We start from the raw sequence: 15,193 nt of genomic DNA, 5'->3' as shown, positions 1-15,193 counted from the left end.
GCGGCAGACTGCCCTGTCTGCCGCTACCGGATTCGCCCCGTGCCCACTTCCACGTTCCTGACCTGCCTGGGCCTGCTTGGCCTGACCAGCACCGCCTGGGCGCTGGACAACCAGACCCTCGTGGATCAGCGCGGCGAGCGCCTCGGCGCCTTCCTCACCCAGGAACCCGATACCCGCCAGGGCAGCCTGGAAGTCGTCCAGACCGGTCGCGCCAGCCAGGCCTATCTCACCCAGCGCGACTCCCAGGGCGACCGCACCCGCGTCGAGCAGGGCGGTGTCGGCAACTTCACCAATGTCACCCAGGCCGCCGGCGGCGCGCGCGAGATCGTCATCGACCAGCGCGAGGCCAGCCAGAGCCATGCCTATGTCTACCAGGGCCACGGCCAGCGCGATGGGGTGGACATCCTGCAAAGCGGTCTGCAGAACGAAGCCCTGGTGCGCCAGGGTGGCTACGACCAGCGGATGCTCATCGAGCAGCAGGGCGCACGCAATCAATTGAGCCTGTTCCAGGACGGCCGCGACAGCGGTAGCCGCTCGCGACTCAAGCAGGTGGGCGATGATCATGTGCAGGATGTGCTGACCCTGGGCGCGCGCAACGAGGTCGACCTGCTGCAGGGCGGCGGCGCCAACCGGGCCGTGGTCGAGCAACGCGGTGACGACAACCAGGCCGGGGCCCGCCAGGGCGCGCGGCAGCAAGATGTCCAACTGATCCAGATCGGCAATCGCAACAGCGCGGCGGTGCAGCAGAACGGCCTTGAAAACAGACCACAGGCCGTCAACACGCGCCAGCTTGGCGATGACAATGCCGCCCAGGTGATCCTGACGGGCGATGGCAACCACCTCGATCTGCAACAAGTGGGCAATCGCAACAGCGCCGGCGTCCTGATCGGCGGGGACGACTCCCGTCTGACCCTGGTCTCCCAGGGCAACGACAACGAAGTCAGCGCGATCTGGATCGGCGACAACGTCGAGCTCGGCATCGAGCAGCTGGGCGATGGTCATTCCTTCCATGCAGGCCTGGGCAGCGACGCCCAGGTCAGCGCCAGCCAGCAGGGCGCTAGCCAATATGCCTCCGTCAGCCAGGCGAGCGCTGGCAACGCCGTCAACCTGAGCCAGAGCGGTCAGGGCAACCGGGCGACGATTCAACAGTAGCGGGACACAAGCGGTGACACGGCCTGCTGGTTCTTTGACGTCAAAGCTGCTTCAATAGCCCTTTGACATCACCGTCGAGGACGCTGTCCATGAACGTGACTTCAAGCAATACCCTCTACGCAGGGGTGCAGGCCTACCAGAACGGCAGCCGCACGGTCGAAAAGGCCGGTGCCGCCCTCGCCTCCCAGACCGCGCGCAACGAACAGCAAGCCCTGGGCGCGACCACCAACAGCCAGGCTGACATGGCGAGCCAACTGGTCAATCTGGATGTCGGCAAGTACCAGGCGCTGGCCGGTACCAAGGTCATGCAGGCCTCTCAGGAAACCCTGGGCCGGCTGCTCGATACCCGGGCCTGATCAGCGGTTCTTTGAGTGGGAGGGGCGCCCTGACAGGCGCCCCTTCTGCGTTCTAGCCCAGGCGGAAACGCGTGGTGTTGGCCGCCAGGGTGCGGCTGCCCGCGTCCAGGCCGACCGCCGTGCTCTGCACCGTGCGCGCATTGCCGAGCAGCTCGGCAGCGGCGCCATCGATTTGCTGGATATTGCCGCTGACCTGATCGGCGGTGACCGCCTGCTGTTCAGCCGCCGTGGCGATCTGCACCAGGGTATCGGACACCCCCTGCACCGATTCGGCGATCTCTTCCAGACGCTGCCCCAGGCCGGTGACCGACTGGGCGTCGCTGGCCGCCTGACCACAGGCCTCCTGCATCAGCGACACGGCCTGGGCCACGGTACTGCTCAGACTGCCGACAGTGCCGGCGATCTGTGCCGTGGAGGCCTGGGTGCGCTGCGACAATGAACGTACCTCGTCGGCGACCACGGCGAAACCACGGCCCTGATCACCGGCGCGCGCCGCCTCGATGGCAGCGTTGAGGGCCAGCAGATTGGTCTGCTCGGCGATGCCACGGATGACGTCCACCACCTGCTGGATCTCCCCGGCCTGGGTGTTGACCTGGGCCATGGCCGCCGCGGTCTCGTCCAACCGCTGATTGAGGCGCTGGATGCTGGCGGTGGTCTGGCGACTATCGCGCTGGCTGACCTGAGCGATGCCGCGCATCTGCTCGGCGCGCCCGGCGGCCTCTTCGCAACTCCGGGCCACGCCCTGGGCAGTGGCCGCCAGCTCGGTCGCCGCAGTGGCGATCTGGGTGATCTGCTGGCGCTGGGCTTCCACCGCGCCCAACGCCGCCTCGGCCTGCTGTCCCAGTTCACCCGACGCCGTACCTACCTGGCGACTCTCCCGATCGACCGTCTGCAGGCTGGCCCGCAGCTGCACCACGGCCAGGTCCAGTGCCCGCCCGATTTCCGCCAGCTCGTCGCGTCCGTTCACCTGGGCCGTGCGGGTCAGATCGCCGTCACGCAAGCCTTCGGCCAGGGTAGTGATGCCCCGCGCGCTGCCGCGGATGGCCGCCTGCATGCACAGCAGCAGATAACAGGTCACCACCAGCAGCAGCCCGAAGCCGGCGACGATGAAGCCGAAACGGTGGACGGCATCGGCGCGATAGAACTGCAGCCGCTGATCCAGGCTTTCGAGGGTCTGCTGGCGGAAGGCCTGCAGCCCTTGCAGGACGCCGTCCAGGGTGGCTTCGAACTGCTCCGGCTTGAGGGTGATCTCGCCACTGAAGATGCCCTGATCGAGGGTCTTGAGGCTGGCCTCCAGCTGGCTGTTGACCTTTTGGTAGTCGTTCTTCCAGCCGGCCAGGTCGGCGGGTAGCTTGCTGCTGAGCAGGGCGCCGACCTTGGTCAGGCTCTCGTGGGAGTCGCCAACGCGCGCGCGCAGGTCGCGCAACTGCAGTCGGCTCTGCAGGCTGAACTGACCGGACACCACGCTGGCCTGACCGACACTGGCCAGGCGTCCTAGTCGCTCGTACAGCTCGACCGACTGGGTGGTGCTGATCTGCATCAGCAGATAGGTTTCCAGCCAGGGATCGAGGATCAGGCCGCTGTCGAGGGCGATCTCCTCACGCAACGCCTGGACGGCCCCCAGGGCCGCGGTGAATCTGTCGTAGCCGTCCGGCCACCAGCCCAGATTGCGCAGATCCTTGACGTCGAGGCCGGTTAAGGCCTGCTGGAGCTCCTGGAAGCGTTGCTGCACGCCACTGCCCAGGGCCTCGGCCGCCAGTTGCTGCTGTAGCGCGGCGAGGCTCGCGCGACCGCTGTCACTGCGGCCCTCCAAGGCGGCGATGGCGGCCTGCACCGCCGGGGTCGGTTGCCGAGCGGTGTCGATCGCCTTCCAGCGCGCGGTGAGGTTGCGCTGGGCGTTGAGTTCGGCCTCCAGCACATCCAGGCGTTGCAAGAGCCGGACGCCACTGCGTTCGCCGCTGACCGTCGCCAGCTTGGCCTGGAAATCCGCACCGAGCAGCCAGAGGCTGACCGTGAGTGGCAGAATGAACAGCACGAGGAGCAGTGCAAACTTGCGCGCGAAGCCGAAGCGGCTCAGCACACGAATCCCTGGTGACAACAAAACGTCCATCGATGACCGCTCCTCTGCCCTTCCGCTGGCAAACGCCGCTACCCGTTGCGGGTATCTATAAGGCGATTTGTCGGCAAACTAACGACTTTCTTGAAAGATAGGGCACAATCGCCGCCCTCCCGTATTCCCAGACCCGGTCCTGCACTCAGGCCCGGGCGTTGCCGTTAAAGGATCGTCCGCGTGGAACGCCTCAAAGCCAAGATTCGCACCGAAGGCCAAGTACTCTCCGAGCAGGTGCTCAAGGTCGATGCCTTCCTCAACCACCAGATCGACCCGGCGCTGATGCGGGACATCGGTCAGGAGTTCGCCCGCCGCTTCGCCGATGCCGGCATCACCAAGATCGTGACCATCGAAGCCTCGGGCATCGCCCCGGCGGTGATGACCGGTCTGGAGCTGGGCGTACCGGTGATCTTCGCGCGCAAGCATCAGTCACTGACGCTTACTGACAATCTACTGGTCGCGAGTGTCTATTCCTTTACCAAGCAGACCGAGAGCACCATAGCCGTCTCGACCATGCATCTGGCGTCCGACGACCGGGTGCTTATCATTGACGACTTCCTCGCCAACGGTAAGGCGGCCAAGGCGCTGATCTCCATCATCGGTCAGGCCGGTGCCCAGGTCATGGGTCTCGGCATCGTCATCGAGAAGTCCTTCCAGGTCGGTCGCGCCGAACTCGACGCCCAGGGCTATCGCGTCGAATCCCTGGCCCGCGTCGCCTCCCTGGCCGACGGTCAGGTCACCTTCGCCGAGTAAGCCATGGCTCAGATACTGCGCATTCTCGGTGCCGATCTCGATCGCACCGAAACCTGGATCCGCTACGACAAGGCCATGTGCCTGGACTGCGCGTCCAGTTGCTGCACCCTGCCGGTGGAAGCCCGCCTGTCCGATCTGATCCGCATGGGCGTAGTGGACGAGTTCGAGAAGGGCGAGCCGCTCAAGGACATCGCCAAGCGGCTCAAGAAGGACGGCGTCGTCGAACGCCTCAACGCCAAGACCGGGCTGTTCACCCTGGTGCGGCTGTCCAACAACGACTGCCTCTACCTGCATCCCAAGACGCGGTTGTGCACCATCTACGACCAGCGCCCGGACACCTGCCGTAACCACCCGCGCGTCGGCCCACGACCCGGCTATTGCGCCTACAAGCCGCAGAAGCTGCGTTAGACAAAGGGCCGGCGTAGGTTGGGTTGAGCGCCAGCGAAGCCCAACGGGGCGGGCTCGGTTCCGCGCGTTGGGCTTCGACGAGAGAGCCGTCTTAACCCAACCTACGGTCTGTCGCGTTCCAGGCCGCGACAGGACGCTAGCGCCCCTGTAGCCTGGAAAACCGCGCAGCGTTTTCCACAGGGCCGCGCCATTGCAAGGTGGACAAGGCTGGCGCCGTTAGCCACCCTACGTAGCTGTTCGCGGCCATGGGCCGCTCCTACAGCGGTCGGATGGCTCCGTAGGAGCGGCCCATGGCCGCGATGGGACCACCCGGACGGTGCACCTTTCAGGCGAATGCCTCAGAACTCGCCGCTTTCCATCGCCCGCTTCATGTCCGCGCGTTCTTCCAGGCATTCGGGACCGGCCATGTCGAAGATCCGGCAGACCCAGGGCCTTACCTCATAGATGCTGCAGTTCATCTGCTCGCGATCCAGGGCGGCGCACCAGCCGTCGTCGAGACGCCTCATGCGGGTACCGGTCCAGTCTTCCTCGATGAAGCGCGCGGGCACGCCGGCATCGTCGAACAGCAGGACTTCCTGGCGGCAGCACCAGGCCTGACAGCTCTCGCAGGTCACGGCAGGGGTAGAAAGATCGTACAGGGGGATGTCGCTCATGTGTGCAGTGTACCGCCCTCGACCGCTCAGCGGTTTCCGGCCGATGGCTGGAGCAGTTACCATGCGCGTCCCCGATGGTTGTAACCAGTTGTGACCATGCCCAAGCCCTCTTCTCGCGCAGGAGCCGCCATGACGGCCGCACCCCGCTATCGCTTCTATGTCGTGGTCGCCGTGCTGGTCCTGTTGACCTGCGTGGTCGCCGGACGCATCACCTACCTCAAGCTGTTCGACGCCGAATTCCTCGGCGATCAGGGCGACCGTCGCTCGGTGCGCCACATTCCCATCCCGGTCACCCGCGGCATGATCACCGATCGCAACGGTGCGCCCCTGGCGGTTTCCACCGAGGTGGTGACCATCTGGTGCAATCCGGCGGAAATGCAGGACAGCGCCGACCAGCTGGGGCGCCTGGCCCAGGCCATCCACAAGCCGGAGGCCGAGCTGCGCAACCTGATCCTCGGGCATCCGGAAAAGCACTTCCTCTATCTGGCTCGCGCCCTGTCGCCCATCGATGGCGAGAACATCATGGCCCTCGGCGTGCCAGGTGTCCGCCAGATCAAGGAATACAAGCGCTACTACCCGAGCTCCGACCTGGTGGCCCAGGTGATCGGCATGGTCAACATTGACGGCCACGGCCAGGAAGGCCTGGAACTGGGCTTCGAGGACTGGCTGGCGGGCCGGAGCGGCGTACGCGAGGTGCTGATCAATCCGCGCGGCTCGGTGGTCAAGAACATCCGCGTGGTGCGCCAGCCGCAGCCGAGTCGGGAGGTGGCCCTGTCCATCGACCTGCGACTGCAGTTCATCGCCTACCGCGCGCTGCAGACGGCCGTGGAGAAGTTCGGCGCCCAGTCCGGATCCGCGGTGCTGGTCGACCCCAAGACCGGACAGATCCTGGCGATGACCAACTTCCCCTCCTACAACCCCAACAACCGCGCCACCCTGCAGATCCCCAACATGCGCAACCGCACCCTGACCGACGCCTTCGAGCCCGGTTCGGTGATCAAGCCGTTCAGCATGTCGGCGGCGCTGGCCTCAGGCAAATTCAACGAGAACAGTACCGTGGACGTGGCGCCGGGCTGGATGACCATCGACGGCCACACCATCCACGACGTGGCACGGCGCGGCGTCCTGACCATGACCGGTGTGCTGCTCAACTCCTCCAACATCGGCATGAGCAAGGTGGCCTTGCAGATCGGCCCGCTACCCATCTACGAGCAACTCAGTCGGGTCGGCTTCGGCAACCCCATGTCGCTGGGCTTTCCTGGCGAGAACGCGGGTTACCTGCCCGGGCATACCAAGTGGTCGCAGATCGCCACGGCCAGTATGTCCTTTGGTTACAGTCTGGCGGTGAACGTCGCTGAGCTGGCCCAGGCCTACTCGGTGATCGCCAACGATGGCAAGCTCACGCCCCTGACCCTGCTCAAGGACCAGAAGCAGCAGAGCATCCAGGCCATGGACCCGAACATCGCCCGGCGCATCCGCGGCATGCTCAACCACGTGGTGGAAGACGAGGGCGGCGTGTATCGCGCCCGGGTGCCCGGTTATCACGTGGCCGGCAAGTCGGGTACCGCGCGCAAGGCCGGTTCCGGCAGCTACACCGAGCACGCCTATCGCTCGCTGTTCGTCGGCATGGCGCCGGCGGCGGATCCCAAGCTGGTGCTGGCGGTCATGCTCGACAGTCCGACCAAGGAAGGCTACTTCGGCGGCCTGGTCTCGGCACCGACTTTTAGCGAGATCATGTCCGGCGCGCTGCGCGCCCTGGCCGTGCCGCCGGATAACCTGCCCCAGACCGATACCGCCCAGCAGACCAAGACCGAATCCCGCTCTCACGGCTAGTCAGGCGGCAATAAAAAGGGCGACCCTGGAGTCGCCCTTTTTATTGCCTTGCATACGCTCAGCGGTGCAGCACGTACTGACCGGTGAAGCGCACGCCGTCTTCGCCGCTCTCGGTGACGATGCGCGACTGCAGGGTGATGCGGGCACGGCCACGGCGACGGAACGTGGTCTCGAAGCGCTCCCACGCGCGGTCCTCGGGCGGCTCGCCAAAGGCCAGGGCATCGGCGGTGATGGGTCGCGGATAGCTGATCTGGCCTTCCTGGATGAGGATGTGCCCTTCCTCGATACCCGCTTCGCGCAAGCGCAGGTACAGCCAGCCCCAGCCGGCCAGCACGGCCACGCAGTAGAGACTGCCGCCGAACATGGTGCTGGCGTGGTTGATGTTGGCATCCAGCGGCGCGTGCAGCTGCAGGCGCCGCTCGCTCCAGTCGCGGACTTCCAGGCCCAGGGCCTTGGTGATGGGAATATCGTGGTGGAGCAGGGATTCGAGGTGACGGCAGTCGCGGCTCATGCCGGGGTCCTTACAGACAGAATTTCACTATCAGGAGCAGACGCAAGCCATGACCCATGGGTCACGTCCTGGCGCCATTGTGCACCAAGGAAGGCCGCTCCGGGGAAATCGCCGCCGGCAGGCGGAAGCGGAAACGGGCGCCACCCAAGCTCGATTCATCGATGGTCAGGCTGCTGCGATAGCCTTCGAGGATATCCTGCACCACCGCCAGGCCGATGCCCTGCCCGGGGTGTCGGCTGTCCATGCGCATGCCGCGACGCAGCACGCTTTCGCGGCGCTCGGCGGGGATGCCGGGGCCATCGTCCTCGATGTCGACGATCCAGTGCTCGGTATGGCGCCAGGCGCTGACCCGCACCTGGGTCAGGCAGAGGCGATAGGCGTTTTCCAGCAGATTGCCGAAGACCTCCAGCATGGCGGCCTCTTCGGCCTGCACCCGCAGGTTGAGCGGCAGGTCGAGTTCGGTCTGGACGCGCTTCTCGGCATAGACCTTGTCCAGGGTACTGAACAGCGACTCCACCAGCGGCGCCAGCTCCAGCGGCCGGCTGAGCACCGCACCGCCCTGGCGCGTGGCCCTTTGCAGCTGGTACATCACCTGCTGGTTCATCCGCTCGATCTGGGTCTGCAGGGTGCCGACCTCCTGGTCCAGCTGCGGTCGGCGGCGCAATTCCTCGGTCACGCCCTGCAGCACCGCCAGCGGCGTCTTCAGGCTGTGGGCGAGATCGCCGAGGGTATCGCGGTAGCGCTCGCGCTGCAGACGCTCATGGTCGAGCAAACGGTTGAGCGAACGGATCAGGCGACTGATCTCGCTGGGCACGTTCTTTTCGTCGAGCAGCTCGCGCTGGTCGGTTTCCACCGCGTCCAGCTGCTGACTGAGGCGGCGCAGCGGTCTCAGGCTCCACTGCATGACCAGGGCCAACAGTACCAGCAGGGCACCCAGCACCCCGACCAGCCAGAGGATCACCTGGTGCACGAAGGTCGCGCGCAGCCGCTCGTATTCCTCGGCCGGCTGCATGGTGACCACGCTGAAGCCCGCGACCGGCGGATTGCCCAACAACACCTCGCGATCGAAGACGAAGAAACCCTGGCCCTGATCGTCGGTGGCCTTGACCAGCTTGACCCCACCGCCGTCAAAGGTCGGTCGATAGTTCGGTCGCTCCTTGATCGCCGAGCGCGAACGCCAGAGCAGACGGCCATTCTGGTCGTAGACATAGCCCAGGATGGGCGAGCCGGGACGGTCGAAAACCTCTTCGGCGATCATCTCCGGCATCGCCAGACGCCCGTCGATGGCCCGCGCCGCGCCGATCAGGGTATTGGCGTTGGCCTCCAGGCGGGCGGCGACGAAGTTTTCCACGGTGCGGTCGAAGGCATTGCGGATCGCCGGCACGATCAGCGCCAGGCAGACGATCACCAGCAGGGCCGCGCTGAGCAGCAGCCGCACGCGAAAGGAACGGATCACTGGCAGCGCTCGGTGAACAGATAGCCGCGGCCACGGACCGTTTCTATGGGTTGCATCTGGCAGCTGGCTTCCAGCTTGCGCCTCAGGCGGCCCACCAGCACCTCGATGACGTTGCTGTCGTGCTCCCCGTCATCGTCATAGAGCTGCTCCATGAGTCGCTCCTTGGTGATCACCTGCTGATGGTTGCGCATCAGGTATTCCAGCAGGCGGTACTCGTAGGCGGTGAGCTGCAGCGGCTGTTCTTCGTTGAAGGCCTGCTGGCGCCCCAGGTCCAGCTTGAGCGAACCGGCACGGATGCTCGGCTGGACGAAACCCGCCGAGCGCCGCAGCAACACATTCAGGCGAGCCTCCAGTTCTTCGAACTGGAAGGGCTTGACCACGTAATCGTCCGCCCCGGCACCCAGGCCCTCGACCTTGTCCTGCCAGCTGCCGCGGGCGGTGAGGATGAGGATCGGCAGGGTGGCGCCCTGGTTACGCAGCTGGCGGATCAGATCGAGTCCGCTCATGCCGGGCAGGCCCAGATCGATGATGGCGAGGTCATGATGGAATTCGCGGGCGCTGTAGAGCGCTTCTTCCGCATCGGCCACGGCATTGACGACATGGCCCGCTTCACCCAGACGCACCTTGAGGTGGTGGCGCAGCAGGTTTTCGTCTTCGACGACGAGGATCTTCATGCAGACTCCTGAACAGCTAAAGAGGCACTCTCCGGCCGCGACTGCGCCTGTCGTTGGCTTCGCGCAGCTACGTCCTGACGTCGATTATGGCGCCTGGAGCGGGTTGGCGGCGAGAGCGGGGAGCGAATGGATGGGAACACTTACTTTATTCCAGGCAAAAAAAACCTCTCCAGTTGGAGAGGTAAGGAGCACTTCATGGGGATCGGAAACTGCCGTTGGGGGACGGCTCCGTCGTGAGACGGCTACAGAGGACCAGAGCTGACTTGGTGACCCTGCAGTGGAGTTACAAGGATGAACATCGCCAGGTCGGGTCGAAGTGTCCGGACGATCTGCCTTAGCGGGAGCTGCGCTAGGGTGAACATATCCGGGCGACCTCGGCGTTGCTGATCTGACAGTTGCAGATTATGCCAATGGCCCTGAACGCTGCCTGAACTCGTCCTGAACGCCAGCTGAACGATCACCAGGGCAGGTCAAGAGCGACGGACGGTAGTACCAGCTTGGCCGCCGCCCCAGGGCCTCAGGGCAGCTTGCTCAGGCAGCCGCTGAGCGTGTCGGTCACGTTCTGCAGCAGCTGGGCATAACCGCCGGCATTGGCCGGGATGCGGGCGCCCAGGGGATCGAGCTCCACCAGGGTTACCGGCAGGCCACTGCTCAGGGTGGTGGCGATCTTAGGCTGCAAGGGCGGCTCGGTGAAGACACAGGTCGGCCCTGCGGCCTTGAGTTCTTCACGCATGGCGGCCACGTGGCGGGCACCGGGCTGGACATCGGCGCCGAGGGCGAAGACGCCGCGATGGCTCAGGCCATAGGCTTCCTCGAAATAGTCGAAGGCCTCGTGGAAGACGAAGTAGGGCTTGCTCGCCAGCGGCGCCAGCTGGGCGCGCACGGCCTGGTCCTTGGCGGCCAGGGCGGCGTCGAAGGTCTTAAGATTGGCGGCGTAGTGCGACGCATTGGCTGGATCGGCCTGACTCAGGTCGGCGGCCAGGCGGGCGGCGATCACCCGAGCATTGGCCGGGGCCAGCCAAAGATGCGCATCCAGGCTACCCGGGCGATGATCGTGGTCATGGGCGTATTCGGGCGCGGCACCCTGTTCATGTTCATGTTCATGTTCATGTTCATGTTCATGTTCATGTTCATGTTCATCACCGTGGGCATGCGCCTCGTCGTGAGCGTCCTCGCCATGCTCATGGGCATGCTCGGCACCGAAGCGGCGCAGGTGCAGACCGGGCAGTTCCTGCACCGCCACGCTGGGGCCCTGGCGCTCCTTGAGCACCGCCGGCAGGAAGGTTTCCAAATCCGGGCCGATCCAGTAGACCAGGTTGGCCTCGCGCACCTGGCGCAGGTCCGAGGGCCGCAAGGCGTAGTGATGGGGAGAGGCGCCTGGCGGCAGGAGCACGGCAGGCTGGCCGGCGCCGTCCTGAATGGCCGCGGCGATCAGTTGCAGGGGCTTGATGCTAGTGAGGACCTTCACCTCGGCCTGGGCGGGCAGCAGGGTTGCGGTGAGCAGCAGGGAGGCGACGAGGGGTAGGAGGCGTGGCACGTGAAAATCCCGATTCTTAAGAGAGGTGCAATATAATAACGTTCTGGCTCTCAAGGTATCGTTCCATGTCCGACGCCCCCCTGGCCTTTCGGCCCCACGATCATTCGCGCTGCGTCGCCCACGCCCTGGCCGAGGCCGATGACCTCTGCAGTCGCGCTGGCGTGCGCCTCACCGACCTGCGCAAGCGGGTGCTGGAGCTGGTCTGGCAAAGCCACAAACCGCTCGGCGCCTACGACATCCTGGCCGTGCTCAGCGAGCAGGACGGCCGCCGCGCGGCGCCGCCCACCGTCTACCGGGCGCTGGATTTCCTGGTGGAAAACGGCCTGGTGCACCGTATCGCCTCGCTCAACGCCTTTGTCGGCTGCAACCATCCCGGCGAAGCCCACCAGGGCCAGTTCCTGATCTGCCGCACCTGCCAGATGAGCATCGAACTGGAACAGCCGGCGGTCCACCAGGCGATTCTCGACGGCGCCAAGGCCGTGGGCTTTCAGGTGGAAGGCCAGACCGTGGAAGTGGTCGGCCAATGCGCCGCCTGCCGGAAGCGAGCATGAGCGAGGCGCTGATCCGGCTGCAGGATGTCAGCGTGACCTTTGGCGGCCAGCCAGTGCTCGACCAGGTCAGCCTGAGCCTGGATCCCGGTCGCATCGTCACCCTCATCGGCCCCAACGGGGCCGGCAAGACCACCCTGGTGCGCAGCGTGCTCGGGCTGCTCACCCCGGATCGCGGCAGTGTCTGGCGCCGGCCGCGCCTGCGCATCGGCTACATGCCGCAGAAACTGCAGGTGGATGCCACCCTGCCGCTGTCGGTGCTGCGCTTCCTGCGCCTGGTGCCGGGCGTTACCCGCGCCAGTGCCCTGGCCGCCCTGGGTGAGGTGGGCGCCGAAGGGGTCATCGACAGCCCCCTGCAGAGCGTCTCCGGCGGCGAGCTGCAACGGGTGCTGCTGGCGCGCGCCCTGCTTCGCCAACCCGAGCTGCTGGTCCTCGACGAACCCGTGCAGGGCGTCGACATCAGCGGCCAGAGCGAGCTGTATCGGCTGATCGGCCAGCTGCGCGAGCGTCATGGTTGCGGCGTGCTGATGGTCTCCCACGACCTGCATCTGGTGATGGGCGCCACCGACCAGGTGATCTGCCTGAATCGCCACGTCTGCTGCTCCGGCCACCCCGAGCAGGTCAGCGGCGATCCGGCCTACCAGGCGCTGTTTGGCCAGAGCGCGCGCAATCTCGCCGTCTACCACCATCACCACGATCACGCTCACGACCTGCACGGCGGCGTGGTCAAGACCCCGCATGTCCATGGAGCCCACTGCAAGCATGGCTGATTTCCTGCTGTATGCCCTGCTCGCCGGTCTCGCCCTGGCCCTCGTCGCCGGTCCCCTGGGCTCCTTCGTGGTCTGGCGGCGCATGGCCTACTTCGGCGACACCCTGTCCCATGCCGCCCTGCTCGGGGTGGCCGTGGGCTTTCTGCTGGATGTCAGCCCGACCCTGACCGTCACCGTCGGCTGCCTGGCGCTGGCCGTGGTACTGGTGGTGCTGCAGCGCCGCCGGGGCCTGGCCGCCGATACCCTGCTGGGCATCCTCGCCCATAGCACCCTGTCCCTGGGTCTGGTGGCGCTGTCGTTCATGCACGAGGTGCGGATCGACCTGATGAGCTATCTGTTCGGTGATCTGCTGGCCGTGGGACCCAGTGATCTGCGCTGGATCCTTGGCGGCAGCGCCCTGGTGCTGGCGGCCCTGGTCTGGCTGTGGCGACCGCTGTTGGCCATCACCGTGCACGAGGAACTGGCCCAGGTCGAAGGCCTGCCGGTGACCTGGATCCGCCTGGCACTGATGCTGCTGGTGGCCATCGTCATCGCCGTGGCCATGAAGATCGTCGGGGTGCTGCTGATCACCTCGCTGCTGATCATCCCCGCCGCCACGGCCCAGCGCCACGCTCGCAGCCCCGAACAGATGGCCTGCGGCGCCAGCCTGCTGGGCATGGCTGCCGTGTGCCTGGGGTTGACCCTGTCCTGGTACCAGGACACCCCGGCCGGACCCTCGGTCGTGGTGGCCGCCGCCGGGATGTTTCTGCTGGGCTACCTCTTACCCCGCCGCGCCTAGAGACCGCTCAAAGTCTGCTAGGGCGCCTGCCAGAACGCCTGGCTGACATCCACCGGTCGGGGGATCAGCCCCTGGGCATAGAAGATGTCGGCGGTCTGTTGCTGGACGGCGATGATCTCCGGCGTCAGCGCCGTTGCGCCGTAGCGGGTGCGCGCCTGCCAGGTAGCGATCACCGCCTCTGGCAGACCGATCTGCGCGGCCAGGATGCGACTCACCTCCGGCTTGTGGGCATTGGCCCAGGCACCGGCCTTGGCCAGTTCCGCGAGCAATAGCCGGATCGCCTCGGGATGAGCGTCAGCGAAGCGGCGCGAGCCCTCATAGAAGCTGTTGGCGTGCAGCAGGCCTTTATAGTCGGCGAGAACCCGCACCGGCTGGCTCTGCTGGAGGGCGGCCAGGTAGGGATCCCAGACCACCCAGGCATCCACCGAACCACTGGCAAAGGCAGCGCGGGCATCGGCCGGCGGCAGATAGACCGGCTGGATGTCCTTGAAGCCGAGTCCGGCCTTTTCCAGGGCCGCGACCAGCAGGAAGTTGGCGCTCGACCCCTTCTGTACTGCCACCTTCCTGCCCTTGAGCCCGGCCACGTCGTGGATCGGCGAGGCGGCCGGCACCAGAATGGCCTCGACCGCCTCACTGGCCGGCTCGGCGCCCAGATAGACCAGATCGATTCCAGCGGCCTGAGCGAAGATCGGCGGCGGCGAGCCGGTATAGCCGACATCGATGCTGCCGGCGTTGAGGGCCTCCATCAGCTGAGGGCCGGCCTGGAATTCACGCCAGCTCAGGTGATAGCCGTGGGCGGCGAAGGCCCGTTCCAGGGTGCCCTGGGCCTTGAGCACGGCCAGCAGGCCGCCCTTTTGATAGCCGACGCGCAGGGCTTGGTCGGCGGCCTGCACGGGCACCCATATGCTGAGCGTCATCAGCAGGATCATGAGCAAAGGCGTGAGACGCGGAAGAAGCAGAAGCGACATGGGACCTTTCCTTATATTCCATTGAGAAAGGTCAGCCTGAACCGTTTAGATCCAAATGTTTAATACGTTTCACTGCTATGCCTATGCCCGGTCTGCAGGGAAGTCAGCCGGCCAAGGTCCGATTGACGCTGCCCCCAGGATCGCGCCACCCTGCGCCAGCGGCGGCCACCGGGGCCGCCGCCCCTATGGGAGCCTGCCATGCCTTTTCTGATCGAGACCTTCGACAAGCCGGACAGCCTGGCCCTGCGCCAGCAGCATCGCCCGGCCCATCTGGACTTCCTGCGCGAGAATGCCGCCGCCCTGCTGGCCTGCGGCGCCAAGCTCAGCGACGACGGCGAAACCGCCACGGGCAGCGTCTACATTGTCGATGTGGAAACCCGCGCCGAGGCCGAAGCCTTTATCGCCCGTGATCCCTTCACTTCCGCCGGCCTGCCGGGCGAGGTACGTATCACCCGCTGGCGCAAGGCGATTCTGGACGGCAAGGCATTCGTCTGAAGATCGAACCGGCGGCCGATACGGCCGCCGTGCTTACGCCATCTGGCTTAAGAAAGCCTTAAAACTGGCACAATGCCATCTCGATCAATGCCGTTCGCTGACGTTGCAAGTTCACACTTTCAAGAATCGCTTCACAGAAAAGTGATGCAGCGCAAGAAAAGCCGGGCTTTTCCCGTCCTTACCGCAAGGAA

16 protein-coding genes are annotated in these 15,193 nt (G+C 65.7%); 9 read left to right on the top strand and 7 right to left on the bottom strand.

The features are described 5' to 3' along the window. Positions 1-39: 39 nt before the first annotated feature. Positions 40-1,152 (top strand): hypothetical protein, encoded by a 1,113-nt coding sequence (locus ACWPW1_RS01965; protein WP_434775544.1) that lies wholly within the window; start codon positions 40-42, stop codon positions 1,150-1,152. A gap of 89 nt (positions 1,153-1,241) precedes the next feature. After that, positions 1,242-1,508, top strand: coding sequence for a hypothetical protein (locus ACWPW1_RS01960; protein WP_271653633.1), 267 nt, complete (start codon positions 1,242-1,244; stop codon positions 1,506-1,508). A 52-nt stretch (positions 1,509-1,560) separates the two neighbouring features. Here the strand turns inward: ACWPW1_RS01960 and ACWPW1_RS01955 are convergent, their stop codons facing one another. Continuing rightward, complete coding sequence (locus tag ACWPW1_RS01955) at positions 1,561-3,618, bottom strand: methyl-accepting chemotaxis protein (protein WP_434775543.1); 2,058 nt, start codon at positions 3,616-3,618, stop codon at positions 1,561-1,563. 180 nt (positions 3,619-3,798) lie between these two features. On the opposite strand from ACWPW1_RS01955, the gene ACWPW1_RS01950 reads away from it, so the two are divergent. Next, complete coding sequence (locus tag ACWPW1_RS01950) at positions 3,799-4,371, top strand: xanthine phosphoribosyltransferase (RefSeq protein WP_017642829.1); 573 nt, start codon at positions 3,799-3,801, stop codon at positions 4,369-4,371. 3 nt (positions 4,372-4,374) lie between these two features. Next, positions 4,375-4,779: a YkgJ family cysteine cluster protein gene (locus ACWPW1_RS01945; protein ID WP_059313197.1), complete on the top strand. Its 405-nt coding sequence runs from the start codon at positions 4,375-4,377 to the stop codon at positions 4,777-4,779. 338 nt (positions 4,780-5,117) lie between these two features. On the opposite strand, the gene ACWPW1_RS01940 is transcribed toward ACWPW1_RS01945, so the two are convergent. After that, positions 5,118-5,432 carry a YkgJ family cysteine cluster protein gene (locus ACWPW1_RS01940; RefSeq protein ID WP_434775542.1) on the bottom strand — a complete coding sequence of 105 codons (315 nt, stop codon included), beginning with the start codon at positions 5,430-5,432 and terminating at the stop codon, positions 5,118-5,120. A gap of 129 nt (positions 5,433-5,561) precedes the next feature. Here ACWPW1_RS01940 and ACWPW1_RS01935 point away from each other — a divergent pair, with 129 nt between their 5' ends. Then, the gene (locus tag ACWPW1_RS01935) at positions 5,562-7,265 is read left to right on the top strand and encodes a penicillin-binding transpeptidase domain-containing protein (RefSeq protein WP_434775541.1); all 1,704 of its coding nucleotides are present in this window, start codon (positions 5,562-5,564) and stop codon (positions 7,263-7,265) included. A gap of 58 nt (positions 7,266-7,323) precedes the next feature. Here the strand turns inward: ACWPW1_RS01935 and ACWPW1_RS01930 are convergent, their stop codons facing one another. The 4 genes from ACWPW1_RS01930 to znuA all read right to left on the bottom strand — a co-directional run bounded on the left by ACWPW1_RS01930 (position 7,324) and on the right by znuA (position 11,443). Next, positions 7,324-7,776 carry a thioesterase domain-containing protein gene (locus ACWPW1_RS01930; protein WP_434775540.1) on the bottom strand — a complete coding sequence of 151 codons (453 nt, stop codon included), beginning with the start codon at positions 7,774-7,776 and terminating at the stop codon, positions 7,324-7,326. A 61-nt stretch (positions 7,777-7,837) separates the two neighbouring features. Next, on the bottom strand, positions 7,838-9,232 hold the full coding sequence (locus tag ACWPW1_RS01925; protein ID WP_059313194.1) for an ATP-binding protein: 1,395 nt from the start codon (positions 9,230-9,232) through the stop codon (positions 7,838-7,840). Next, entirely contained in the window at positions 9,229-9,906 is a 678-nt protein-coding gene (locus ACWPW1_RS01920) for a response regulator transcription factor (protein ID WP_007159882.1), read from the bottom strand. Before ACWPW1_RS01920 ends, ACWPW1_RS01925 begins: the two co-directional genes overlap by 4 nt. A 517-nt stretch (positions 9,907-10,423) precedes the next feature. Beyond that, positions 10,424-11,443 (bottom strand): zinc ABC transporter substrate-binding protein ZnuA, encoded by a 1,020-nt coding sequence (znuA, locus tag ACWPW1_RS01915; RefSeq protein WP_454252303.1) that lies wholly within the window; start codon positions 11,441-11,443, stop codon positions 10,424-10,426. A gap of 65 nt (positions 11,444-11,508) precedes the next feature. Here znuA and ACWPW1_RS01910 point away from each other — a divergent pair, with 65 nt between their 5' ends. The 3 genes from ACWPW1_RS01910 to znuB are packed head-to-tail and all read left to right on the top strand — an operon-like array spanning position 11,509 to position 13,539. Beyond that, positions 11,509-11,994: a Fur family transcriptional regulator gene (locus ACWPW1_RS01910; protein WP_059313192.1), complete on the top strand. Its 486-nt coding sequence runs from the start codon at positions 11,509-11,511 to the stop codon at positions 11,992-11,994. Beyond that, positions 11,991-12,761, top strand: a complete 771-nt coding sequence (gene znuC, locus ACWPW1_RS01905; RefSeq protein WP_059316798.1) for a zinc ABC transporter ATP-binding protein ZnuC — start codon at positions 11,991-11,993, stop codon at positions 12,759-12,761. The genes ACWPW1_RS01910 and znuC overlap by 4 nt, the downstream gene beginning before the upstream one ends. Next, complete coding sequence (gene znuB, locus ACWPW1_RS01900) at positions 12,754-13,539, top strand: zinc ABC transporter permease subunit ZnuB (RefSeq protein WP_059313191.1); 786 nt, start codon at positions 12,754-12,756, stop codon at positions 13,537-13,539. The genes znuC and znuB overlap by 8 nt, the downstream gene beginning before the upstream one ends. 17 nt (positions 13,540-13,556) lie before the next feature. On the opposite strand, the gene ACWPW1_RS01895 is transcribed toward znuB, so the two are convergent. Then, positions 13,557-14,507, bottom strand: a complete 951-nt coding sequence (locus ACWPW1_RS01895) for a sulfonate ABC transporter substrate-binding protein (RefSeq protein ID WP_454252302.1) — start codon at positions 14,505-14,507, stop codon at positions 13,557-13,559. Positions 14,508-14,705: 198 nt separating this feature from the next. On the opposite strand from ACWPW1_RS01895, the gene ACWPW1_RS01890 reads away from it, so the two are divergent. After that, a complete protein-coding gene (locus tag ACWPW1_RS01890) occupies positions 14,706-15,002 on the top strand; it encodes a YciI family protein (RefSeq protein ID WP_027600646.1) in 297 nt (98 codons plus the stop codon). Positions 15,003-15,193: the final 191 nt, after the last annotated feature.

This window comes from Pseudomonas sp. Marseille-Q7302, assembly GCF_965111925.1.
The sequence above is the reverse complement of the archived record's forward strand: the minus strand, read 5'-3'. Positions and strand labels throughout refer to the sequence as shown.